General features: G+C 71.8%; 21 protein-coding genes. 16 read left to right on the top strand and 5 right to left on the bottom strand.

The features are described 5' to 3' along the window. The first annotated feature begins 44 nt into the window (after positions 1-44). On the top strand, positions 45-755 hold the full coding sequence (locus AB0A97_RS32110; RefSeq protein ID WP_361156499.1) for a TetR/AcrR family transcriptional regulator C-terminal domain-containing protein: 711 nt from the start codon (positions 45-47) through the stop codon (positions 753-755). 39 nt (positions 756-794) lie between these two features. On the opposite strand, the gene AB0A97_RS32105 is transcribed toward AB0A97_RS32110, so the two are convergent. From AB0A97_RS32105 to AB0A97_RS32095, 3 genes are read right to left on the bottom strand one after another with little or no spacing between them, the layout of a single operon-like run. Beyond that, complete coding sequence (locus AB0A97_RS32105; RefSeq protein ID WP_361156496.1) at positions 795-1,973, bottom strand: acyltransferase; 1,179 nt, start codon at positions 1,971-1,973, stop codon at positions 795-797. Further along, a complete protein-coding gene (locus tag AB0A97_RS32100; protein ID WP_361156494.1) occupies positions 1,970-3,352 on the bottom strand; it encodes a polysialyltransferase family glycosyltransferase in 1,383 nt (460 codons plus the stop codon). The genes AB0A97_RS32105 and AB0A97_RS32100 overlap by 4 nt, the downstream gene beginning before the upstream one ends. After that, the gene (locus tag AB0A97_RS32095; protein ID WP_361156492.1) at positions 3,352-4,329 is read right to left on the bottom strand and encodes a glycosyltransferase family 2 protein; all 978 of its coding nucleotides are present in this window, start codon (positions 4,327-4,329) and stop codon (positions 3,352-3,354) included. Before AB0A97_RS32095 ends, AB0A97_RS32100 begins: the two co-directional genes overlap by 1 nt. A 223-nt stretch (positions 4,330-4,552) precedes the next feature. On the opposite strand from AB0A97_RS32095, the gene AB0A97_RS32090 reads away from it, so the two are divergent. From AB0A97_RS32090 to AB0A97_RS32025, 14 genes are all read left to right on the top strand, one after another. Beyond that, on the top strand, positions 4,553-5,842 hold the full coding sequence (locus AB0A97_RS32090; RefSeq protein ID WP_361156800.1) for a DUF6716 putative glycosyltransferase: 1,290 nt from the start codon (positions 4,553-4,555) through the stop codon (positions 5,840-5,842). Between the two features lie 53 nt (positions 5,843-5,895). Next, positions 5,896-7,131: an acylneuraminate cytidylyltransferase gene (locus AB0A97_RS32085; RefSeq protein WP_361156489.1), complete on the top strand. Its 1,236-nt coding sequence runs from the start codon at positions 5,896-5,898 to the stop codon at positions 7,129-7,131. A 21-nt stretch (positions 7,132-7,152) separates the two neighbouring features. Continuing rightward, positions 7,153-8,085, top strand: coding sequence for an N-acetylneuraminate synthase family protein (locus AB0A97_RS32080; protein ID WP_361156487.1), 933 nt, complete (start codon positions 7,153-7,155; stop codon positions 8,083-8,085). Between the two features lie 301 nt (positions 8,086-8,386). Continuing rightward, positions 8,387-9,457: a hypothetical protein gene (locus AB0A97_RS32075; RefSeq protein WP_361156798.1), complete on the top strand. Its 1,071-nt coding sequence runs from the start codon at positions 8,387-8,389 to the stop codon at positions 9,455-9,457. A gap of 127 nt (positions 9,458-9,584) precedes the next feature. Then, positions 9,585-10,808, top strand: a complete 1,224-nt coding sequence (locus AB0A97_RS32070; protein WP_361156795.1) for an amidohydrolase — start codon at positions 9,585-9,587, stop codon at positions 10,806-10,808. A 777-nt stretch (positions 10,809-11,585) separates the two neighbouring features. Next, on the top strand, positions 11,586-12,617 hold the full coding sequence (locus tag AB0A97_RS32065; protein ID WP_361156484.1) for a BMP family ABC transporter substrate-binding protein: 1,032 nt from the start codon (positions 11,586-11,588) through the stop codon (positions 12,615-12,617). Positions 12,618-12,824: 207 nt separating this feature from the next. Continuing rightward, on the top strand, positions 12,825-14,462 hold the full coding sequence (locus AB0A97_RS32060) for an ABC transporter ATP-binding protein (protein WP_361156480.1): 1,638 nt from the start codon (positions 12,825-12,827) through the stop codon (positions 14,460-14,462). Then, positions 14,459-15,589: an ABC transporter permease gene (locus AB0A97_RS32055; RefSeq protein ID WP_361156478.1), complete on the top strand. Its 1,131-nt coding sequence runs from the start codon at positions 14,459-14,461 to the stop codon at positions 15,587-15,589. Before AB0A97_RS32060 ends, AB0A97_RS32055 begins: the two co-directional genes overlap by 4 nt. Further along, entirely contained in the window at positions 15,586-16,869 is a 1,284-nt protein-coding gene (locus AB0A97_RS32050; protein ID WP_361156475.1) for an ABC transporter permease, read from the top strand. Before AB0A97_RS32055 ends, AB0A97_RS32050 begins: the two co-directional genes overlap by 4 nt. A 14-nt stretch (positions 16,870-16,883) precedes the next feature. Next, complete coding sequence (locus AB0A97_RS32045; RefSeq protein ID WP_361156472.1) at positions 16,884-17,306, top strand: cytidine deaminase; 423 nt, start codon at positions 16,884-16,886, stop codon at positions 17,304-17,306. Positions 17,307-17,452: 146 nt separating this feature from the next. After that, on the top strand, positions 17,453-18,730 hold the full coding sequence (locus AB0A97_RS32040) for a thymidine phosphorylase (RefSeq protein ID WP_361156470.1): 1,278 nt from the start codon (positions 17,453-17,455) through the stop codon (positions 18,728-18,730). 110 nt (positions 18,731-18,840) lie between these two features. Beyond that, positions 18,841-19,065 carry a DUF2945 domain-containing protein gene (locus AB0A97_RS32035; protein WP_361156467.1) on the top strand — a complete coding sequence of 75 codons (225 nt, stop codon included), beginning with the start codon at positions 18,841-18,843 and terminating at the stop codon, positions 19,063-19,065. Between the two features lie 4 nt (positions 19,066-19,069). After that, the gene (locus AB0A97_RS32030; protein WP_361156464.1) at positions 19,070-19,411 is read left to right on the top strand and encodes a DUF3140 domain-containing protein; all 342 of its coding nucleotides are present in this window, start codon (positions 19,070-19,072) and stop codon (positions 19,409-19,411) included. Positions 19,412-19,505: 94 nt separating this feature from the next. Further along, on the top strand, positions 19,506-20,099 hold the full coding sequence (locus AB0A97_RS32025) for a Uma2 family endonuclease (protein ID WP_361156461.1): 594 nt from the start codon (positions 19,506-19,508) through the stop codon (positions 20,097-20,099). Positions 20,100-20,171: 72 nt separating this feature from the next. On the opposite strand, the gene AB0A97_RS32020 is transcribed toward AB0A97_RS32025, so the two are convergent. Beyond that, positions 20,172-21,506 (bottom strand): MFS transporter, encoded by a 1,335-nt coding sequence (locus AB0A97_RS32020; RefSeq protein WP_361156459.1) that lies wholly within the window; start codon positions 21,504-21,506, stop codon positions 20,172-20,174. Positions 21,507-21,568: 62 nt separating this feature from the next. On the opposite strand from AB0A97_RS32020, the gene AB0A97_RS32015 reads away from it, so the two are divergent. After that, positions 21,569-22,576, top strand: coding sequence for a LysR substrate-binding domain-containing protein (locus AB0A97_RS32015; protein ID WP_361156457.1), 1,008 nt, complete (start codon positions 21,569-21,571; stop codon positions 22,574-22,576). Positions 22,577-22,597: 21 nt separating this feature from the next. On the opposite strand, the gene AB0A97_RS32010 is transcribed toward AB0A97_RS32015, so the two are convergent. After that, complete coding sequence (locus tag AB0A97_RS32010; protein ID WP_361156454.1) at positions 22,598-23,092, bottom strand: VOC family protein; 495 nt, start codon at positions 23,090-23,092, stop codon at positions 22,598-22,600. Positions 23,093-23,100: the final 8 nt, after the last annotated feature.

Below are 23,100 nucleotides of genomic sequence, written 5' to 3'. Positions count from 1 at the left end.
TTGCCTGCTTCCGAGGATGCGCTTAACGGTGTTAAATTGTCAACGTGGCTACGAGACTCGACCGGAAACTGGTGGCGGAGACCGCCCTGGGCCTGCTGAACGACGTCGGCCTCGAAGGGCTCACCCTGCGCCGTATCGCCAAGGAGCTGGACGTCAAGGCGCCCGCGCTCTACTGGCACTTCAAGAACAAGCAGGAGCTGCTGGACGAGATGGCCACCGTGCTGCTCGGGCAGATGACCGCGCCGGTCACCGGGGCCGGTGACGGCTCCGCGGGCGGCTCCGGGGAGCGCTTCAATGACGGCTTCGGCGACGGCTCCGCGGGCGGCGACTGGCGGGCCATGCTCACCGCGGCGTGCCGGCAGACCCGGCACACGCTGCTCCGCTACCGCGACGGCGGCAAGGTCTTCGGCGGCACCCGGCTGCGCGACCAGGCGCTGCTGCGGCCGATGGAGACCTTGCTGACCGCCATGCGGGGCGCCGGGTTCACCACGGAGCGGGCCGCGCGGGCCTGGTTCACCACGTACGCCTACACCATCGGCTACGTGATCGAGGAGCAGTCCGTCTTCCCGGTGCCCGGTGATTCGCACCGCGACCCCGCGTACGACCAGCAGGAACGGGAGCGGAGCGTGGGCGCCGACTACCCGCTCACGGCCGCGGCCGGCGTCGAGATGTTCGGCGACACCGCACGCGGCTTCGAGGACGGCCTGCGGGCCGTCGTCGCGGGGATCGAGGCCGCGCTGCTGCACGGCGAGTGACCGGGGTGCCCGAGGGGGCCGCCCCCGGGCGCCCCGGCCTCAGCGGCGTGGCCGCGGGTCGACCGCCTGGCGCAGTACGGGCGTGAGCGGCCGCTCCACCCACCGGTGCAGCACCCACGCCAGCGTCAGCATCAGCGCCACCGTCAGGGCGAGCGTCGCGTACGAAGGCAGCCGCAGGCCGCCGTGCAGGCCCTGGACGGCCACCCAGCCCAGGTGCTCGTGGACGAGGTAGAACGGGTACGTCAGCGCCCCGGCGACGGTCAGCCAGCGCCAGTTCGCCCACTGCATCCGGCCCAGCGCGATCGCCACCACCAGCGCGAAGCCCACCGTGACGATCGCGACGACGACCACCGTCGAGCGGTAGGAGAACGCGTGGGCGGACGGCGGGTGCCAGAGTCCGGCCACCGCGTGGTGCTGGCCGGTCAGCCAGCTCACGCCGACCACCGCCCACGCCACCGGGTCGCGCCCGCCGTAGCGGTGCAGCAGGTAGCAGCCGATGCCGCCGATGAAGAACGGCGCGTACTGCGGCATCAGCACGACGTCCAGCGCCGGGACGTGCGCGGCCTGGGCCAGCGCCGCCGCCAGCGTCCACCCGGCGCAGAACAGCACCACCCGGCGGCGGGTGGCACCCGGCAGCACGACGCACAGCGCGAACAGCGCGTAGAACCGCATCTCCGCCCAGAGCGTCCAGCACACCCCGAGCACCCGCTTCGCGCCCAGCGGCTGCTGGAGCATCGTCAGATTCGTCAGCACCTCGCTCGGCCCCAGTGCCCCGAACGCCACCCACGGCAGCGCGAAGACGGCCGTCACCAGCAGGATCGCCACCCAGTACGCCGGATACAGCCGCGCGACGCGGGAGGCGATGAAGGAGCGCAGCGAACGCCCCCAGCCGCTCATGCAGATGACGAAGCCGCTGATCACGAAGAAGATCTGGACGCCGAGACAGCCGTACGCGAACGCGCTGTGCAGCGTGGGGAACTGGTGTGCCGGTGAGCTGCCCCACGCCTTGGCTATCTCGCCGTTCCGGCCGCCGAGGTGGTAGGCGGCGACCATCAGGGCGGCGCACAGCCGCAGCCCGTCGAGGGCGCGCAGACGGGGCACGCCACGGGGTCTCTTGGCCGGCGGGGCCGCCGCGCCGTGCCGTACGTCCGGCACGGCGGGCAGGGGCCGGGCGACCGTCGCGGGTATCGGCGCGCCGGCCGGGAGCTGCGCGGTCATCCGAACGCGGCCCGCTTCTTCAGGCGCCGCTGCATCGCCCGGGCGCGCCGCGCGACCCTGCGGACGGCCGCGTTGCGCGGGATGAAGGAGAGCTGGGACGGCAGCGCGCCGGGCAGGGCGAGCGCGGTCAGGCGGCGGCGCTTGAAGTAGCGCCAGGTGCGCTCGTTCAGGTGGGAGGCGAGGTAGCGCTCGGCGACCGGGCGCAGGTCCGGGTAGATCTGGTTCTGCATCGCGTAACCGACCGCGCTGACCAGCCCGTTGATGTGGGTCGGCACCGGCTTCGTGCCCGGCTCGTCCGCCAGGTCGGGCACCAGCGCGTCCACGAGGGTGACCGGCACGCGGTTGCTGTTCTGGTACGGGGTCAGGCGCTCCAGCAGCAGCTCCGTGCCGGCGCGGGCGGTCGGCAGGCCGTAGAAGACGGACGCCGTCAGCAGCGCGGTGGAGAAGCAGCCGACCACGAGCGCGGGCCGTTTGCGCTGGTAGAGCACCTCGGCGAGGACCGGTGTGGCCAGTACGGTCAGCGCGGCGCCGAGCTGTTCCGCCTCCCGCTCCAGCGCACGGGACCAGCGGGCCGGCGCCGACGGGTGCGGCTTGAACACCACCTCGCGGTGCCCGCGCCGGACCACGCCGCGCACCATCCGGACGTGCAGCTCCTCCTCTTCCTCGGGCGTGAGGATGCCGAGCGCCGACAGGTACTGCCCCAGAAGCAGCGCGGCGCCTTCCGGTACGGCGTGCAGCGCCGGGTCGTCGAAGTCCGCGGCCAGGTCGGCGAGCACCTCCCGGAACGCCGCGTCCGGCACGGCCTCCGCGCCCACCCCGAACTCGGTGAGGAGCAGCGGCTTCAGGCCGGGCACGAGGTCCAGGTGCAGCAGGCGGCGGACCCGGGTGCCGACCAGCGGGTCCAGCTTGTTGCGCGTCGGGCCGTAACTCATCAGGCCGTCCGCGTACACGTCGACCGGCGCGTCCGGGAAGAGCTGCGCCAGTGCCAGCGCCGGGTGGACCTGGAGGGACTCCACGACCAGCTCGATCTCGTCCTCGCCCAGCTCCCACAGCAGCCGCAGGTACCGCTCCCACAGCGGGACGTCGTCCGGGCGCGGGGACCAGCCGCCGGGGTGGAACGGGCGGATCGTCTCGTTCCACGACAGGACCCGGTCGAAGCGGCCGCGCAGCCGCTCGAAGCCGGGCATCCGGTCCACCGGCGTGGCGGTCTCCGGGGTCGCCGCGTTGTTGCTGACCAGCAGCAGCCGGCGGTCGGCCGGCCCGAAGCGGTCCGCGTCCAGCGCGGCGGCCAGCGTCGCGGCCCCGTACAGGGTGGACGCCAGGAAGAGCTGCGTACGCGGCCGGCCCGGCCGGTGCTCGGCGTCGGTACGGGGGGCCATCAGACGGCCACCTCCGCCGGAACCGGGCGCCGGCGCAGCCGTCGCAGACGGGAGGCACGCTGCGTGTCCATGGAATTCAGTGCTTCCTTCAGTACGTCCTGCGGCATTCTTCTCAGCGCCGCCGCGCTCAGTGCGCGCAATTGACGGGCGACCTGCGGTTCGAATCGTTCGATCGAACCGAGGTGATGGGCAATGATGGCGCAATAAGTGCGGACGGCTTTCGGCAGCAGCCGGTCCGCTTCCCGGTCCTGTGCCGTTTCTTCGATGACCTGGTCAAATGCGCGGATGAAATCGAGCTGCCGCACATCGCCGATCTGGGTGAGGGAGGACGCCACCCCGCGCCGGTAGAAGACACCGAGCAGCCCGGACACCGCCATCGACCGGGCCGCACGGTGCAGCCGCCAGATCCACGGCCGGTCCTCCGCGGTGCGCAGACCGTGCCGGAAGTGCAGCAGTCCGTCGTCCAGCAGCCGCCGGTGGTAGATGCCGGCCCAGGCGAAGGCGTAGTCGACGGAGGTGGAGCGGTCGGCGGGCAGGATCAGCGCGCGCGGGTCCAGCACGGTGTTCCGGCGGCCGTGCGGCACGCGGTGCACGGAACGGGCGCGCGCGGTGCACTGCACATGGTCCGTACGGACGAAGTCGCACCCCAACCCCTCGATGGTGGCGAGGAGTTGCCCGTAGTACCCGGGCGCCAGCCAGTCGTCACCGTCCAGGAAGGTCACGTACTCGCCGTTGGCCGCGTCCAGGCCGGTGTTGCGGGCGGTGGCCAGGCCACCGTTCTGCTCGTGCCGCAGCACCCGCGCGCCGGGCAGCTCGCCCTCGGCGCGCGCCAGGATCTGCGGCGTCTCGTCCCGCGAGCAGTCGTCCACCAGCAGGAATTCGAAGTCCTCACGGGCGTTGGCCGCCAGGCTTCGCAGGGTGTCGGGCGCATATGTCTGCACGTTGTAGAACGGCACGACGACGGAGAGCTTAACCACCCGGGTGACGTTAGGCGCGGTCCCGGCATTCGTCTTGACGGGACGCGGGCTCCACGGTGAACGAAGAATGGCGGGATGGTTAACCGGGCAATTCGGCCGGCCGGTTCGCTGTCCCGCGTCGCGCTGTTAACCCGTTGTTGCGGCACAGTTGGCCCGCCGAACGGAACGCCTTCCTAGCGTTTTCGTCGTGCCCACTCGTACCACTTCCCAGCCGCGTGTCGCGGTGCTCGCGGATTCGGACACCCGATGGAAATGGGGCGCTTCGACAGCGCACCGTATTCAATCGGACATCCGTCTGGACGGATATCTGCTCCGCGGCCGCGCCACCCCCACGGTCCGCCAGCTCGACGAGGTCGGCGCCCGTGCGGAGACGCTGCGCGAGATCCGCGGCGCGGACTTCCTGGAGCTGATGAAGGACACCACGCGGTACGACGTGGTCGTCCTCGCCTGCGTCGGCGGCGCCGTGCAGGCGATGCTGCACGGCCTCGCCCGCGCCTGGCGCGGCGCGGCCCGGCGGCCCGTCGTCGTCACCGGCTACGTCGGCGTCGTCTACGAGAAGCTCGCCGACGGCCTGCTGCTGCGGCACGGAGCGGACGTCGTCCTCGCCAACTCCCGCCACGACGCGGAGCGTTTCCGCGCGGTGTACGAAGGCGTCGGCGCGGACAGCGGCAGCGTCGTCGAGTGCGCCCTGCCCTTCCTGGGCGGTGCCCCGTACGCACCCGCCGACGACCGCCCGCACACGGTCGTCTTCGCCGCCCAGCCCTCCGTACCGGACCGCCGCGAGGACCGTACGTACCTCCTGCGCCGCGCCGCCGCACACGCCCGCCGCAACCCCGGCCGCGAGGTGCTGATCAAGCTGCGCAGCAAGCCCGGCGAACACACCACACACATCGAGGAACTCCCGTACCAGAAACTGGCCGCCCGCCTCCCCGGCGGCCTGCCCCCCAACTGCCGCCTCGCGTACGGCAACATGGGCGACGTCCTGGACCGCACCGACCTCCTGGTGACCGTCAGCTCGACCGCCGCACTGGAATCCCTGCACCGCGGCATCCCCACCGCCGTCCTCACCGACCTCGGCATCCGCGAAGTCCTCGGCAACCACCACTTCCTCGGCTCCGGCTGCCTCGCCTCCTGGGACGAACTCGACGCCGGACACCACCCCGACCCCGACCCGGACTGGCTGGACCGCCAAGGCGTGGCCCCCGGCTCCCGCTACGCCACCGCCTTCGACGCCGCCCGCACCCGCGTCACCGCTCTGCGCGCCGCAGACCGCCTGCCGCCCCTCACCCCGTACTACACACCCCGCACCGCCCCCGGCCACCTCCCCGGCATCCTCGCCCGCCACGGCCTCGGCCCCGAGGGCGAACCGCTGCCAGGACGGACCGCCGAACCCGCGGAGACCGGCGGCCTGCGACGGCTCGCCCGCGACACCGTGCGCGACGCCGCCCGCGGGGCCTACCGCCACGGCGTCCAGCGCGTCGCGCCCGCCATCCGCCGCTGGGGACAGCTGTGAGCCGCCCACCCGCCCGCTCCCGGAGCCCGCACGGCCCCCGGAAGGAGCCCGCAATGCCGACCACCCCGAGCCGTACGGCCGTGCCCACCGTCGTGGCCGTCATCCCCGCCCGCGGCGGCTCCAAGGGCGTACCCGCCAAGAACCTCGCCGCCGTCGGCGGCGTCCCGCTGATCGCCCGCGCGGTCCGCGAATGCCGCGCGGCCCGCCGGGTCACCGACGTCGTGGTCTCCACGGACGACGCGGCGATCGCCGCCGCGGCGCGCGGCGCGGGCGCCGTCGTCGTACGCCGCCCCGGCACCATCGCGGGCGACACGGCCACCAGCGAGGCCGCGGTCCTGCACGCCATGGACGCCTACGAGGCCGAGCACGGCAGGCCCGTCGACGCGGTCCTGCTCGTCCAGTGCACCAGCCCCTTCCTGATCAGCGAGGACATCGACGCGGTCGCCGCCGCGGTCGTCGAGACCGGTGCGGACAGCGCGCTGACCGTGGCCCCGTTCCACGGCTTCGTATGGCGCGAAGGCGCCGACGCGGCGGTCGAGGCGGAGGCCGCCCCCACGATTCCCGGCGGCACCGGTGTCAACCACGACAAAGCCTTCCGCCCCCGCCGCCAGGACCGCCCCCAGGACTACCTGGAGACCGGCGCCGCCTACGCCATGGACGCCGCCGGCTTCCGCGCCGCCGGGCACCGCTTCTTCGGCCGTACGGAACTGGTCCGCACCGATCCGGCCCGCGTGCTGGAGGTCGACGACCCGCACGACCTGGCGCGCGCCCGCGCCCTCGCGCCCCTGCTGGACACTGCGCGCCCCGGCGCGCTGCCGACCCGCGACGACATCGACGCGGTCGTCCTCGACTTCGACGGCACCCAGACCGACGACCGGGTGCTCGTCGACTCCGACGGACGGGAGATGGTCGCCGTGCACCGCGGCGACGGCCTCGGTATCGCCGCCCTGCGCAAGGCGGAACTGAAGCTGCTCATCCTGTCCACGGAAGTGAACCCGGTCGTCGCCGCACGGGCCAGGAAACTGCGCCTGCCCGTGCTCCACGGCATCGACCGCAAGGACCTCGCGCTCAAGCAGTGGTGCGAGGAACAGGGCATCGCGCCCGAGCGCGTGCTCTACGTCGGCAACGACGTCAACGACCTCCCGTGCTTCGGCCTCGTCGGCTGGCCCGTGGCGGTCGCCGGCGCCCACGACGTCGTACGCGGCGCCGCCCGCGCCGTCACCTCCACCCCCGGAGGCAGCGGCGCGATCCGCGAGATCGCCTCGTGGATCCTCGGCCCGACCCTCTGACCAGGTAAGGAACTCACCCAGATGACCAGCAACCCCCGCCTTCGCACCCTCGGCGACCGCCTCGTCGGCCCCGGCCGTCCCGTCTACGTCACCGGTGAGATCGGCATCAACCACAACGGCGACCTGGAGAACGCCTTCGCGCTCATCGACGCCGCCGCGGACGCCGGCTGCGACGCCGTGAAGTTCCAGAAGCGCACCCCCGAGATCTGCACCCCGCGTGACCAGTGGGACATCGAGCGGGACACCCCCTGGGGCCGGATGACCTACATCGACTACCGCCACCGCGTGGAGTTCGACGAGGACGGCTACCGCGCCATCGACGAGTACGCCAAGAAGCGCGGCATCGCCTGGTTCGCCTCCCCGTGGGACGTCGAGTCCGTCGCCTTCCTGGAAAAGTTCGACATCCCCGCCTACAAGGTCGCCTCCGCCTCCCTCACCGACGACGAACTGCTGCGCGCACTGCGCGCCACCGGCCGCACGGTGATCCTCTCCACCGGCATGTCCACCCCCAAGCAGATCCGGCACGCCGTCGAGGTGCTGGGCAGCGACAACATCGTCCTGTGCCACGCCACTTCGACCTACCCCGCCAAGGCCGGAGAGCTGAACCTCCGCATGATCCACACCCTCCAGGCCGAATACCCCAACGTCCCGATCGGCTACAGCGGCCACGAGACCGGCCTGCAGACCACCCTCGCCGCCGTCGCCCTCGGCGCCGCCTTCGTCGAACGCCACATCACCCTCGACCGCGCCATGTGGGGCTCCGACCAGGCCGCCTCCGTCGAGCCCCAGGGCCTGACCCGCCTGGTCCGCGACATCCGCACCATCGAGGACTCCCTCGGCGACGGCGTCAAGAAGGTCTACGACAGCGAACTCGGCCCGATGAAGAAGCTGCGCCGCGTCGCCGGCGTCGTCGCCGAGGCGGAGGCCGCCGACCGCGAGCCGGTCTCCGCCTGACCCGTACCCGTACTCACCTCCGTACGGCCGCACCCGCCCGCGCACGACGCTCCAGACGCCTGACGAACGGGACGTACCCACCGTGAGCTCACCAGACAGGGCCTGTGGCCCGCCCCGGGAGGCGGCGGGGACTCCCGCCCGCCGCCTCCTGGGGGTCCCCCGGCAGCGCCGCAGATCCGCCGCGCACCGCGCCGGGACCGGGGAGACGGCTCAGCACACCCGTGCCACCGGGCGGGCGGCCCGACGCGACGCGCGGCGCGCGGCCGCGGGCACCCTCGCCTTCGTCGAGAGCCCGGTCCAGTTGCTGAACGTCCTGGAATGGGCGTACCGCGAACAGGCCACGGACCTCACGGTCGTCGTCCTCGCCCCGCGCGACCCGATGACCCGCGGCCAGCTCCGGCGGATGGCCGAACTCGCCCGCGAAGAAGGCTTCTCCGTACGGTGGGAAGAAGCCCGCGGGGGAGCCGCCGCACCCCTGCGCACCATCGGCGGTCTCACCCCCCGGCTGCGACGCGCCGGCCGCGTCGTCATCGGCGACCCCTTCTCCCGCTACGTCCAGCTCCTGCTCACCCTCACCAGCGCCCGCGATCTCGTCGTGGTCGACGACGGCACGGCCACGATGGAGTTCGTCACCCAACTGGCCAACGGTGAAAGCCTCGTACGCTGGCACCGCCACGGCGGCCGCGGCCCGCGCGACCTGCTCTTCGCACCGTGCGCGGCCGCCGCCCGCCGCCGGCTCGCCCCCGGCCGTCGCCGCCGGGCCGTGGCCCTCTTCACCTCGATGCCCGTCGACCCGCCACCGGGCATCGCCACCCTGTCGAACGAATTCGCCTGGACCAGACGGCGGTTCGGGCCGCCCCGGCTCACCCGCGGCGCGGACATCGTCGGCACCTCCCTCGTCGAGACCGGCGTCGTCGACCCCGACCGCTACCTGACGGCCGTCGCCGCACTCGCCCGGGACCACGGCGCCACCCGCTACTTCGCCCACCGGCGTGAATCGGCCACCAAACTTCACCGCATCGCCACCGAGACCGGCCTCGAGGTGGTCCGCCCCGACCTGCCCCTGGAACTCATCGCCCGGCGCGGACCCGTTGGCCGCCTCGTGCTCAGCTTCCCGTCCACCGTGGTCCACACACTGCCGCTCGCCCTCGCCGGAACCGAGGTCGGCGTCGCCGTCTGCGACATCGACCCGACCTGGCTGACCAGCAAGGCGTCCCCACGCGCCGAAGGTTTCCTGTCCGGCGTGACCGGCACCGCACGGGCCGTACGACGCCTCCCCGCGGCGCCGTCGACGCCGGGGGCCGAACCGCCGCACGGGGCGCCCGAGGCGACCGGCACCCCTGATTCCGGAAAGAAGCGGAACCGATACTGATACCCCCGTGATGACTGCTCCATGCGCCGGGCGGCCTAGATTTCCTTCCCCTAACGGGCTGAACTTTTGTTGATCGAGGGACAGTTGCCCCAACCGCACCCGTAACCTTCAACGGGTGAACCACTTGATGTCCCGCGAGGCCGCAACCGAAGACGCCCCTGCCGGGGAACCGCTGCCCGGCGCGCTGCCGGAAGAGCTGTGCGCCGAACTGATCGCGTTCCGCCGCGACTTGCACATGCACCCCGAGCTCGGCAACCAGGAGTTCCGCACCACCGCCGCGCTCAAGGCGCGCCTTGAGCGGGCCGGCCTCACCCCACGCGTCCTGTCCATCGGCACCGGCCTGATCTGTGACATCACGCCCGGTCTCACCCCTTGGGACGGCGGGCAACCGCTGCTCGCCCTGCGCGCCGACATCGACGCGCTGCCGATTCCCGACGTGAAGACGGTGCCCTACCGCTCGACCGTCCCCAACCGCGCACACGCCTGCGGCCACGACGTCCACACCACCGTCGTCCTCGGCGCCGGCCTCCTCCTCGCCGAACTGGCCCGCGAAGGCCGGCTGCCGCGCCCCGTACGCCTCCTCTTCCAGCCCGCCGAGGAAGCGCTGCCCGGCGGCGCCACCGATGTGATCGGCACCGGGGCGCTCGACGGGGTCGGACGCATCCTCGCCGTGCACTGCGACCCCCGCGTCGACGCCGGCCGCATCGGGCTGCGCACCGGAGCGATCACCTCCGCCTGCGACCGTCTGGAGGTCACCCTCGACGGCCCCGGCGGCCACACCGCCCGGCCCCACCTGACCACCGACCTCGTCACGGCCGCCGCCCGCGTCGTCGTCGACGTCCCCGCCCTCCTCTCCCGGCGCGTCGACACCCGTGCCGGTCTCGCGGTGACCTGGGGACGCCTGGACGTGGGCCACGCCTGCAACGTCATCCCCCAGCACGCGGAGCTGGCCGGCACGGTGCGCTGCCTGGACCTCGACGCCTGGCGCGGCGCACCCGACATGGTGCACGCGGCGATCGACGAGGTCGCTGCGCTGTACGGGGCGAAGTGCCAGGTCACCTACGTGAGGGGCGTACCACCGGTCGTGAACGAACCGGTCTCCACCCAGCTCCTGCACGACGCGATGGCCGCCCGCCGCGGCTCACACGCCGTCGAAGGCACCGAGCAGTCCCTCGGCGGCGAGGACTTCTCCTGGTACCTGGAACACGTCCCCGGCGCCATGGCCCGCCTCGGCGTCCGCCCCCCGGGCAGCACGGCCCGCTTCGACCTCCACCGAGGCGACTTCGACGTGGACGAAAGCTCGATCCGCGCCGGGGTGGAACTGTTCACGGCGGCGGCGTTGCTGGGGTAGTGCGGTCTGGTGGGGGCGCGATGGGGTCGGTGGCGAGGGCTCGGGTCCACTCTCCCCCAACCTTCGGCCGGGGGCGCCCCCACGGCATCCTTTAGCCAAGGCGCATCGGATAGTGGGCCAGTGTCCGGACTGCCTGCGGGGAGACCCCGGAATGTCCCCGAGCCCTGACCGTCGGGCGGCTGTCCCAGGCGATCGGGCTGTGCACTCTCACAAGCCCGAGAGCCCGTCCCTCGCGCACAGCGCGAGGACGGCCGCTCTCCCGCGCACAGCGCGACGGGGCCCCGTCTCCTGCGCACAGCACGAGGGGCCCTTCTCCCGCGCGGAGCAGCGGGAGGCGCCCCGGAGGGGCGCAGCGGTGGCGCCGAAGCTCCCGTGAGCCTCTGCACCAGGTGGGCGCGCACCAGGGTGATCGTTCTTTTTCTCCCCCCACCGGGCCGAGCTCGCCAATCCGACCGGAGGGGCGTGCAGGGGGCCATCCCCGCAGGCAGTCCGGACACTGGCCCACGTATCCGATGCACCTTAACTAAAGGATGCCGAGGAGATGGCCCCCTGCGCGCCCCGCCCCACGACGCAAGCAATGCGAACCGCGCAAGGCCCACCACCCCCACCCGCCGCGCCGGCGGCCCGGCGGCCCGGCGGCCCGGTGGCCCGGTGGCCCGGCCGGGAGGAACAATCAGATAACGGCCACGCAGTGAAGGGTTTTGCGCCAGGTCTACGCGCGTTAATCTCCCGTCAAGCCAGCGCCACCGTGGGCGCTGTGAGCGAAGGGAAGGCCCCGTGCGTCGGGTCACCAGGTTTGCCGCCGCGGCCAGCGCCTCCGCGTTTCTCGCGGTCACCGCCACCGCTTGCGGCCAGAGCTTCGCCGAGGCGAACCGGGCCAGCCATGCCGGTGTCGGGCTCGCGTTCGACATCGGCGGGCGGGACGACCACTCCTTCAACGAGGCGGCCGCCCGCGGCACCGAGAACGCCAGGAAGAAGCTGGGCGTCAACGTCAAGATGCTGACCGCGAAGAACGGCGAGACGGAGGCGGACCGCGAGCAGCGGCTCACGTCGTTCGCCGAGGCCGGATACAACCCGGTCATAGGGGTCGGTTTCGCCTACAGCCGGTCCATCGAGAACGTCGCCAAGGATTTCCCGGAGACGACGTTCGGCGTCGTGGACGCGGTGCCGCAGGGCAAGAACGTGGACGCGATGGTCTTCGCGGAGCACGAGGGCTCGTACCTGGCGGGCGTCGCCGCCGCGCTCAAGAGCAAGAACCACAAGGTCGGCTTCATCGGCGGCGTGAACAACGCGCTGATCCAGAAGTTCCAGGCCGGTTTCGAGCAAGGTGTGCGGGACACCGACCCGAACACCAAGATCACGTCGCAGTACCTGTACCCCAACAACGACAAGGGGTTCAACGATCCGGCCGCCGCGAAGGCCAAGGCCGGCGGCATGCTGGACAGCGGTATCGACGTGATCTACTCCGCGGCCGGCCAGTCGGGCGCGGGCGCCATCGAGGCGATCAGCAAGCGCAAGGGCGCCTGGGCGATCGGCGTGGACTCCGACCAGTACCTTCAGCCGGGCCTGGCGAAGTACAAGGACTGCATCCTGACGTCGGTGGTCAAGAACGTGGACGTGGCGGTGTTCGACCTGATCAAGAGCGTCGAGGACGGCAAGCCGTTGACGGGCGTGCACGCGTACGACATGAAGAAGAAGGGCGTCACGCTCGCCACGTCGGGCGGCTTCATCAAGGACATCCAGCCGCAGATCGACGCCGCCCGGCAGAAGATCGTCGAGGGCAAGGTGAAGGTCAAGGAGACGCCGTAGCAGGGCGCCGGACGGTGTCCCGCCGCATCGCGGCCCGATACCGTGCGCCCCACCGCGGCCGCGGAGACACCCCGGCCGGATCACCGTCCGGCCGCGGACAGACCCCGGCCGAATCACCACGCGGCCGCGGACACACCCCCGCCCGCGCCCCCGACGGCCGGTATTCGCTGCCGCCGTCCGCCCAAGGACACGCCGTCCGCCCAGGACATGGCCAAGGACAACCACCCCCGAGGGGAGTGCGCCATCAACGCAGCACCCACGATCAGCCGCCCGGCGAAGCCGGGCCCCGCAGCCGTCGAACTCCGCGGTATCACCAAGCGTTTCCCCGGTGTCGTCGCCAACCACGACATCGACCTGACCGTGCGCCGCGGCACCGTGCACGCCCTGTGCGGCGAGAACGGCGCGGGCAAGTCGACGCTGATGAAGATCCTTTACGGCATGCAGAAGCCGGACGAGGGCACCATCACGCTCGACGGCGAGCAGGCGGCACTGGGCACCCCGGCGGACGCCATCGCCCGCGGCATCGGCATGGTGCACCAGCACTTCATGCTGGCCGACAACCTCACCGTCCTGGAGAACGTGGTCCTCGGCGCGGAGAAGCTGCACGGCATCGCCGGCAGGGCCCGCGCCAAGATCATGGAGATCTCGGACGCGTACGGACTCGCCGTCCGGCCCGACGTCCTCGTGGAGGACCTCGGCGTCGCGGACCGGCAGCGGGTGGAGATCCTCAAGGTCCTCTACCGCGGCGCCCGTACGCTCATCCTCGACGAGCCGACCGCGGTCCTGGTCCCGCAGGAGGTCGACGCGCTCTTCGACAACCTGCGGGAGCTGAAGTCCGAGGGCCTGACCGTCATCTTCATCTCGCACAAGCTGGGCGAGGTGCTGTCCGTCGCGGACGACATCACCGTCATCCGCCGGGGCACCACCGTCGCCTCGGTGGAGCCGTCGAAGACCACGCCGAAGCAGCTCGCCGAGCTGATGGTGGGCAGCGAACTGCCGTCCCCGGAGACGCGTGAGTCGACGGTGACGGACACACCGATGCTGGGCGTCGCGGATCTCCGTCTGAGCGCCACCGACTCCGACGGCGTCGTACGGACCGTGCTGGACGGCATCACCTTCACCATTCACAAGGGCGAGGTGCTCGGCGTCGCCGGCGTGGAGGGCAACGGACAGGCCGAACTGGTCGAGGCGATCATCGGCACCCGCGCCTTGGACACCGGCACCGTGACGCTGGACGGGCAGGACCTGTCCGGCGCCAGCACGCGCAAGCGCCGCGAGGACGGCATCGGTTACGTACCCGAGGACCGCCACCGGCACGGCCTGCTCCTGGAGGCACCCCTGTGGGAGAACCGCGTCCTGGGGCACGTCACGGAGCGCCCGAACAGCAAGGGCCGGCTGCTCGACCTGGCCGGTGCCCGTAAGGACACCGAGCGGATCGTCGCCGAGTACGACGTACGGACGCCCGGTATCGAGGTGACGGCGGCCTCGCTGTCCGGCGGCAACCAGCAGAAGCTGATCGTCGGCCGGGAGATGAGCCATCACCCCAAGCTGCTGATCGCCGCCCACCCCACGCGCGGCGTGGACGTCGGCGCGCAGGCGCAGATCTGGGAGCAGATCCGCGCGGCGCGCCGGGAGGGCCTGGCGGTCCTGCTGATCTCTGCCGACCTGGACGAGCTGATCGGGCTCTCCGACACCCTGCGGGTGATGTACCGGGGCCGGCTGGTCGCGGACGCCGACCCCGCGACCATCACCCCGGAGGAGTTGGGCTCGGCCATGACCGGTGCCGCCAGCGGTCACCTCACCGCTGAAGACGCTGAGACGCGCGAGGGTGGTGACCGGGAGTGAAGACGCTGACCAGGTCGTTCACCAAGGACAAGGTGCTGTTGGCGCTCGCGGCGCCGCTGCTGGCCGTCGCCGCCGCGTTCGTCATCAGTTCGCTGGTCTTCCTGGCGTCGGGCGAGAACCCGCTGCGCGCCTACTGGATCATGGTCGATTACGGCCATTACAGCGACAGCCAGGTCTGGATCGTCAACAAGGCGGTGCCGTACTACCTGTCGGCACTGGCGGTAGCCATCGGCTTCCGGATGAACCTGTTCAACATCGGTGTGGACGGGCAGTACCGGCTGGCGGCCTTCGCGGCGGCCGCGGTCGGCGGCGCGATCGCGCTGCCCGGCGCGCTCCAGATCGTCCTGCTCATCGTGATCGCCATGCTGGTGGGCGCGGTGTGGGCGGGCATCGCGGGCGTACTGAAGACCTCGCGCGGCGTCAGCGAGGTGATCACCACGATCATGCTGAACGCCATCGCCGCCTCCGTGATCGGCTACTTCCTCCAGGACGGCCGCCTCGCGATCAAGGACGGCAACCTCCTGCACACGAAGTTCCTGCCGGAGTCCAGCCACTTCTTCAGCTTCCCGACCGACCCCAAGCCGGTCTACGGCTTCGTGCTGATCGCGGCGCTGGCCGGCTTCGTCTACTGGTTCGTGCTCAACCGCACCCGCTTCGGTTTCGACCTGCGCGCGGTGGGTGCTTCCGAGCCGGCCGCCGAGGCGAGCGGCGTCAGCGTCAAGCGCATGGTGGTCATCTCCATGCTGCTCTCTGGTGCCGCGGCGGGCCTGGTGGGCATGCCGACCCTGCTCAACGAGTCCTTCAACTACGGCACCGACTTCCCGGCCGGCATCGGCTTCACCGGCATCGCCATCGCGCTGCTGGGCCGCAACCACCCGGTGGGCATGGCGTTCGGCGCGCTGTTGTGGGCGTTCCTCGACCGCACCGGCTCCCGCCTGGAGTTCGAGGGGTACGCACAGGAGATCGTCGGCGTCATCCAGGGCGTGATCGTGCTGTGCGTGGTCATCGCGTACGAGATCGTGCGCCGGTACGGGCTGCGCGCCCAGCAGCGCAAGGTCGGCGAGGAGCTGGCCGCCCAGGCCCGTACGAACCCAGGTGAGAACGACAAGGCGGAGGCGACCGCGTGAGTACCGAACTCAAGCCCGCGGCCCGGCCCGGCGCCAGTGCGTCGCGGGGCGGCCGCCGCAAGCTGACCTACCCCGTCATCCTGCTGATCGTCGCCGGGGCGATCGTCGCGGTGTCCCTGCTGCGCGCGGTGACCGGCACCGACGACCTGACCTCGGCCGGACAGTTCAGCGCGGCGCTCGCCGCCGCCACCTCGATCGGCCTGGCCGGTCTCGGCGGCCTGTGGGCCGAGCGGGCCGGCGTGGTCAACATCGGCCTCGAAGGCATGATGATGCTCGGCTCGTTCGCGGCCGGCTGGATCGGCTGGCAGCACGGCCCATGGGCCGCCGCGGCCGTCGGCATCCTGGGCGGCGCCCTCGGCGGGCTGGTGCACGCGATCGCCACCGTCAGCTTCGGCGTCGACCACATCGTCTCCGGTGTGGCGATCAACATCCTGGCGCTGGGCGCGACGCAGTACCTGGCCACGCTGTGGTTCGGGGCGGAGGGCAGCGCGGCGATGCGGGCGGGCGGCAACGACAAGCAGTCGCCGCCGATGGCCGACATGCCGACGTTCACGGTCCCGGGCCTCTCGGACGCGTTGCGATCCCTCGAAAACCACCACTGGTTCCTGGTCTCCGACGTGGCCGGCATCCTGGGTGGCCTGGTCACCAACGTCTCCTGGCTCACCGTGCTGGCCGTACTGCTCTTCGTCGGCACCTTCTACCTGCTGTGGCGCTCCTCCTTCGGCCTGCGGCTGCGGTCCTGCGGCGAGGCGCCGGTCTCGGCGGAGTCGCTGGGCGTCAACGTCTACACGTACAAGTACGCGGCGGTGCTGGTCTCCGGTGCGCTGGCCGGGCTCGGCGGCGCGTTCCTGTCCATCAGCACGCACTTCTTCCAGGACGGGCAGACCGGCGGCCGCGGCTACATCGGCCTGGCCACGATGATCTTCGGCAACTGGCGGCCCGGCGGGGTCGCGATGGGTGCGGGCCTGTTCGGCTTCATGGACGCCATGCAACTGCGCAGCGGCGGCCCGACCGTGCACGCGCTGCTGCTGGGCCTGGCCGCGCTGCTCGCCGTCCTGGCGCTGTTCCGCCTGCGCGCGGCCAAGCGCGCCCAGGGGGCGGTCGCGGGTGTCGCGGCGGTCCTCCTCGTCCTCTGGTACTTCCTCACCGACGCGGTGCCGCTGGAGCTCGTCGAGGCCAGCCCGTACATCGCCACGCTGCTGGTGCTGGCGTTGTTCGCGCAGCGGCTGCGGCCCCCGAAGGCCAACGGCAAGCCGTACCGGCGGGGGCAGGGCACATGACGGACGATGGCCGGATGAACGAAGGCCGGAACGACGACGGCCGGGCACCGGTCGACTGGGAGACGCTCCGTGAGGCGGCCCGGGACGCGATGTCCCGGGCGTACGCCCCGTACTCCGGCTACCCGGTCGGCGCCGCGGCCCTGGTGGACGACGGCCGTACGGTCGTCGGCTGCAACGTGGAGAACGCCTCGTACGGACTGGGCCTGTGCGCCGAGTGCGGCCTGGTCTCCGCGCTGGCCGCCACCGGCGGCGGCCGGCTGACCGCGTTCACCTGCGTGGACGGCCGGGGCGAACTGCTCGTGCCGTGCGGCCGCTGCCGCCAGTTGCTGTACGAGCACGGTGGCCCCGGCCTGCTGGTCGACAGCGGGGAGGCGGGCGTCCGACGCCTGGACGACCTCCTCCCCGACGCGTTCGGCCCCCAGCACCTGGCCCGCTGACGGCCCACCGGCCCGCACCGCACCCCAGCGGTGCGGGCCCCTCGATCTCCCGGCTCTATGCGTGTAGAACTGAACACGCCCGCTCGCCGCGTCGTTCCCGGGTACAGGGACGGGCTGAGCCGGCCGTTCCACGAAAGGAAGCCCAGATGGACGTCATCTCGGTCATCCGCGCCAAGCGCGACAAGCAGGAGCTGACCCCCGAGCAGATCGACTGGGTCATCGACGCCTACACGCGCGGCGAGGTGGCCCACGAGCAGATGTCGGCCCTCGCGATGGCCGTCTTCCTCAACGGCATGAACCGTACGGAGATCGCCCGCTGGACCGCCGCCATGATCGCCTCCGGCGAGCGGATGGACTTCGCCGGCCTGGCCCGCCCGACCGCCGACAAGCACTCCACCGGCGGCGTCGGCGACAAGATCACCCTGCCGCTCGCGCCCCTCGTCGCCGCCTGCGGCGCGGCCGTACCCCAGCTCTCCGGCCGCGGCCTCGGCCACACCGGCGGCACCCTCGACAAGCTGGAGGCCATCCCCGGCTGGCGCGCGCTGCTCTCCAACGCCGAGATGATGGACGTACTCGACCGCGTCGGCTCCGTCATCTGCGCCGCGGGCGACGGCCTGGCTCCCGCCGACAAGAAGCTGTACGCGCTGCGCGACGTCACCGCCACCGTCGAGGCCATCCCGCTGATCGCCTCCTCGATCATGTCCAAGAAGATCGCCGAGGGCACCGGCTCGCTCGTCCTGGACGTCAAGGTCGGCTCCGGCGCCTTCATGAAGAACATCGAGGACGCCCGCGAACTGGCCACCACCATGGTCGAACTCGGCACCGACCACGGCGTACGGACCTCCGCGCTGCTCACCGACATGTCCACCCCCCTCGGCCTGACCGCCGGCAACGCCCTCGAAGTCCGCGAATCGGTGGAGGTCCTGGCGGGCGGCGGCCCGGCCGACGTCGTCGAACTCACCCTCGCGCTGGCCCGCGAGATGCTCGACGCGGCCGGCCTGGAGGACGCCGACCCGGCCAAGGCCCTCGCCGACGGCTCCGCCATGGACCACTGGCGCCGCATGATCCAGGCCCAGGGTGGCGACCCCGACGCCCCGCTCCCGGTCGCCCGCGAACAGCACACCGTCAACGCCTCCTCCTCCGGCGTCCTGACCACCCTCGACGCGTACGCGGTGGGCGTCTCCGCCTGGCGCCTGGGCGCCGGCCGCGCCCGCAAGGAGGACCCGGTCCAGGCGGGCGCGGGCATCGAACTCCACGCCAAGCCCGGCGACGAGGTCAAGGAGGGCCAGCCCCTGCTCACCCTCCACACCGACACCCCTGAAAAGTTCCCCTACGCCCTCGAAGCCCTCGACGGCGGCGTCCTGATCGCCCCGCCCGGCACGGACTTCACCCCGAACCCGGTGGTGCTGGACCGCATCGGCTGATCCGGCCCCGCACCGCCGCCGTCGGGCGCGCTCCTTCCGGGGCGCGCCCGACGCGCGCCGCGCCCCGACCGGTGCTGTCCTGGAAGCACCCGACCGCGAGGAGACCGGCGATGGCGAAGAAGAAGGACGACTTCAGCAAGGGCGACAAGGTCACCTGGAAGAGCCACGGCAGTGAGGCCGTCGGCAAGGTGGAGAAGAAGATCACGAGCCGTACGGAGGAAGCGGGCCGCACGGTGGACGCCTCGCCGGACGACCCGCAGTACAAGGTCCGCAGCGAGAAGTCCGGCGGCTCGGCCGTGCACAAGCCCGGCGCCCTGAAGAAGAAGCGGTCCTGAGGCCATGGCGAAGACGGAGGACGAACAGGACACCGTCTGGGAGGACTTCAAGGACGCGGTGAACATGTCCCCGTCCGAGCTGGAGTCCTGGTTGAGGAAGGACGAGTCCAAGGAGTCGGGGCAGCACAAGGGGGGTGGGGAGTCCGTGGGCCACGAGTCGGGCCGCCGAATCGTTTCGCTGCTGCGCACCAAGCGTGCGGATCTTTCGGACGACGATTACGCGCACATGCGCAAGGTGACGGGGTACGTCCACCGCCATCTCGCGCAGAAGCCGTCGGGGGACGTGAAGGAGACGACATGGCGGTATTCGTTGATGAACTGGGGGCATGATCCGTTGAAGGGGTGAGGGGATGAATCGTTCGGGTGAACGGGACCGGTGGACCAGTGCCGGTCCTGTTCGGCATGCTGGGATCGGTGCCACAACACGTAAGGAGACCGCCATGAGTGCACTCCCCGCCGACCCCGCTCCGGCGGAGTACTGGGATGAGCTGCTCCGCTTCCGGCAGGAAGCGGACTGGCCAGAGGGCAGCAAGGTGGAGATTCATGATGGAGTCATCGTTGTGTCACCACCACCGGCCGCACCGCACAACCGCATCGCCGCCAAGGTCCAGCGCAGCCTGTACTCAGTGCTGCCGAAGGACTGGGAGGTCTACCAGACCCTCGGGGTCACGCATCCCATGCGTGGGCGGTTGTTCATCCCGGACCTCGTCGTGGTCCCGGACGACGTGCTGGACCGGATCGAAGGAGGCGAGGACGTCCCGCTCACCTCTGCGGAGCTGATCGTCGAAGTCACCTCGCCGAACAACGCGGGCTACGACCGGCTGAACAAGGCAGCCGCGTACGCGGAGGCGGGCGTTCCGCTCTACCTCCTCATTGATCGCTTCGCTCCCGCCGGACCCACGGTCACGCTGTTCGGGGAGCCGGAAGACGCCGTCTACCAGGAACTCCAGGCGGTGAAGTTCGGGGAGGACATTCACCTCCCGGAGCCCTTCGGCCTCACCATCGACACCAGCGTGTTTCCCTTCGGTCCCTGAGACGGACGAAAGACCCACCCCACCAGGACAGGTGGCGGAGTGGGCCTTCCGGGTTCCGGGCGGCGGAGCCGCCTACGCGGCCTGCCGTACGTGCAGGACGCGCCGTTCCGCCATCGCCTTCCGCGTCGCGTACAGCGTGATCGACGCGGCGCCGGCCATCGCGGCCAGGGCCAGGGCGACGGTGGCCTCCCAGCCGCCCGCGTGGAACGCCGCCGCGCCGAGCGCGCCGCCGACGCTGCTGCCGATGTAGTACGCGCACTGGTACAGGGCCGACGCCTGTGCGCGGGCGGTCTTCGCGGTACGGCTCACCGAGGACGACGCCACCGCGTGGCCCGCGAAGAAGCCCGCTGTGATCAGGACCAGGCCCAACAGGACGGCGGCGAGCGACGTGGTGAGGGTGAGCAGCAGGCCCGCCGCCGTGGTGCCGACCGCGAGATAGAGGGCCCCGCGGCGGCCGACGCGGCCCACCAGGCGGCCGGCCGCGGCGGAGGAGACCGTGCCGACCAGGTAGATGAGGAAGATCGAGCCGACGATGCCCTGCGGAAGGTTGAAGGGCGCGTCGACCAGGCGGTAGCCGATGACGGTGTAGACGGCGCCGAAGACCGTCATGAAGAGCGCGCCGATGCCGTACAGGCGGCGCAGCAGCGGGTCGGAGAGGTGGCCGCCGAGGGTACGGGCCAGGGCGCGCGGACCGACCGCGCGGGGGGAGAAGTGCCGGGCCTTGGGGACCAGGATGCGGAAGGCCACCGCGCACATCACGGCCATCAGCCCGACCGCGCCGAGCCCGGCTCGCCAGCCCCAGGCCTGGGCCACCCAGCCGGTGACGATCCGGCCCGACATGCCGCCGATGCTGTTGCCCGCCACGAACAGGCCGATCGCGGCGACCAGCGCCTTGGCCCGTACCTCCTCGGCGAGGAACGCCATCGCGGAGGCCGGCAGTCCGGCCAGCGCCACGCCCTGGACGGCGCGCAGCGCGACCAGCCAGCCCAGGTCGGGGGCGAACGGCACCAGCATCGCGATCAGCGCGGCCACCGTCAGGGAGGCGGTCATCATCGTGCGGCGGCCGAAGCGTTCGGACAGCGCGCTCAGCGGTACGACGGCCAGGGCCAGGCCGAAGGTCGCGGCCGACACGGACCAACTGGCCTGGTCGGGCGGGACGGCGAGGTCGGCCGAGATCGCGGGGAGCAGCGCCTGGGTGGAGTACAGGAGCGCGAAGGTGGCGACGCCTGCCGCGAAGAGGGCGAAGCTCATCCGGCGGTAACCGGGGCCGCCCGGGTGCAGCTTGGCGGCCTCGGGGTCGGGCGCCGGGGGCGCGTCGGCGGCGGGCGCGGAGGAGGTGACGGGGGACGACTGCGCACAGGCGTCGGCGCGCGCGGCGGCCGACGCCCCGGTATCGGCGGGAGGCATGATCCGAACGTATGCCTGCCGGTTTCATGCGTCCAATGCATGGAAACGCCATAATCGATGCTGTGGCACATAACAGCAGCTCAGGGCAGCCTCTGTCGCACAATGGCAACGCGAAAGACATCCGGGCGCGGGCGGGGGAGCCGGCGGAGACCGCGGACCTCGGGGTGGATTCGTGGGCGCTGGCCCTGACGCCCCGGCTCGCGCAGTTCGCCGCCGTCGCACGCCACGAGCACGTCACGCGGGCCGCGCACGAGCTGGGCATGCCGCAGTCCACCCTCAGCCGCGCCATCGTCCGGCTGGAGGCCGACCTCGGCGTCGCGCTCTTCGCCCGGCGCGGCCGGGCGCTCTCCCTGACCCCGGCGGGCCGTGCGTTCCTGGCCTCCACCGAGCGCGCGCTGCTGGACGTCGAGCGTGCCACCGAGTCCGTACGGGCCGACACCGACCCCACGGCGGGCAAGGTCGCCTTCGGCTTCCTGCACACCATGGGCTCGGAGACCGTACCGGGCCTGATCCGCACCTTCCGCGCCGACCACCCGCGGGTGCGTTTCCAGCTCGTCCAGAACTACGGCGAGGCGATGATCGAGCGGCTGCGCGCCGGTGACCTGGATCTCTGCCTGACCTCGCCGGTCCCGGACTATCCGGACCTGGTCGCGCGCCGTCTGGACGAGCAGAAGCTGCGGCTGGTCGTGCCGGACGACCATCCGCTGGCGGCCCGTAAGCGGGTCCGGCTGGCCGAGGCGGCGGGGGAGCTGTTCGTGACCCTGGAACCGGGGTACGGGCTGCGCCGCATCACCGACGCGCTGTGTGCCGAGGCGGGCTTCACGCCGAAGATCGCGTTCGAGGGGGAGGAGGCCGAGACGCTGCGCGGCCTGGTCGCCGCCGGTCTCGGGGTGGCGCTGCTGCCGCCGCCGGCCGTGCCGCGCCCGGGCGTCGCCGAGCTGACGGTCACGGCCCCGCGTGCGGTCCGCGAGATCGGGCTGGCCTGGATGGACGGTCATCCCGACACGCCTCCGGTGGCGGCGTTCAAAAAGTTCCTGCTGGGGCGGAGGGGGAAGCTGATTCCCCGGTGAGATGCGGGCGTTCCGCCGGCGTCACTCCGTTCCCATGTCCTCCAAGGCTCCGTACGTCACGGTCATGAACTCGATGGCGACCGTGCCGCCCGGGTCGAGGACGTAGAGCCCGCGACCGCCCCAGTGGTGGTTGATCTCGCCTTCCTTCGCGCGGTACGGGTCGGCCCAGTAGCGCACCGACCGCTGCTGGATCCGGTCGAAGATCGCGTCGAACTCCTCGTCGGTGACCAGGAACGCGACATGGCTGCCGTTGATCGCGTCCGGCGCCACCTGGCTGTCGAGGAAGTCGATGCCGACGCCGTTGGCGGTCTGCACCTGGGTGAACGGCCCCCAGTCGGCGGGCGCGGGGGCGTCCATGAGGTCGCTCAGGAAGGCGGCGGTGGCCTTCTGGTCGTGGCAGTGGACGATCACGTGGTCGAGCGTGTTCGGCACGAGAGCCTCCCTGACGATCGAGCCGATCGAGCCGATCGAGCCGATCGAGCCGATCGAGCCGATCGAGCCGATCAAGCCGATCAAGTCGGTCG

The organism is Streptomyces sp. NPDC045470 (assembly GCF_040646595.1).
In the GTDB taxonomy this organism is placed as follows: domain Bacteria; phylum Actinomycetota; class Actinomycetes; order Streptomycetales; family Streptomycetaceae; genus Streptomyces.
Note: the sequence above shows the minus strand (reverse complement) of the source record. Positions and strands in the feature narration are given on the sequence as shown.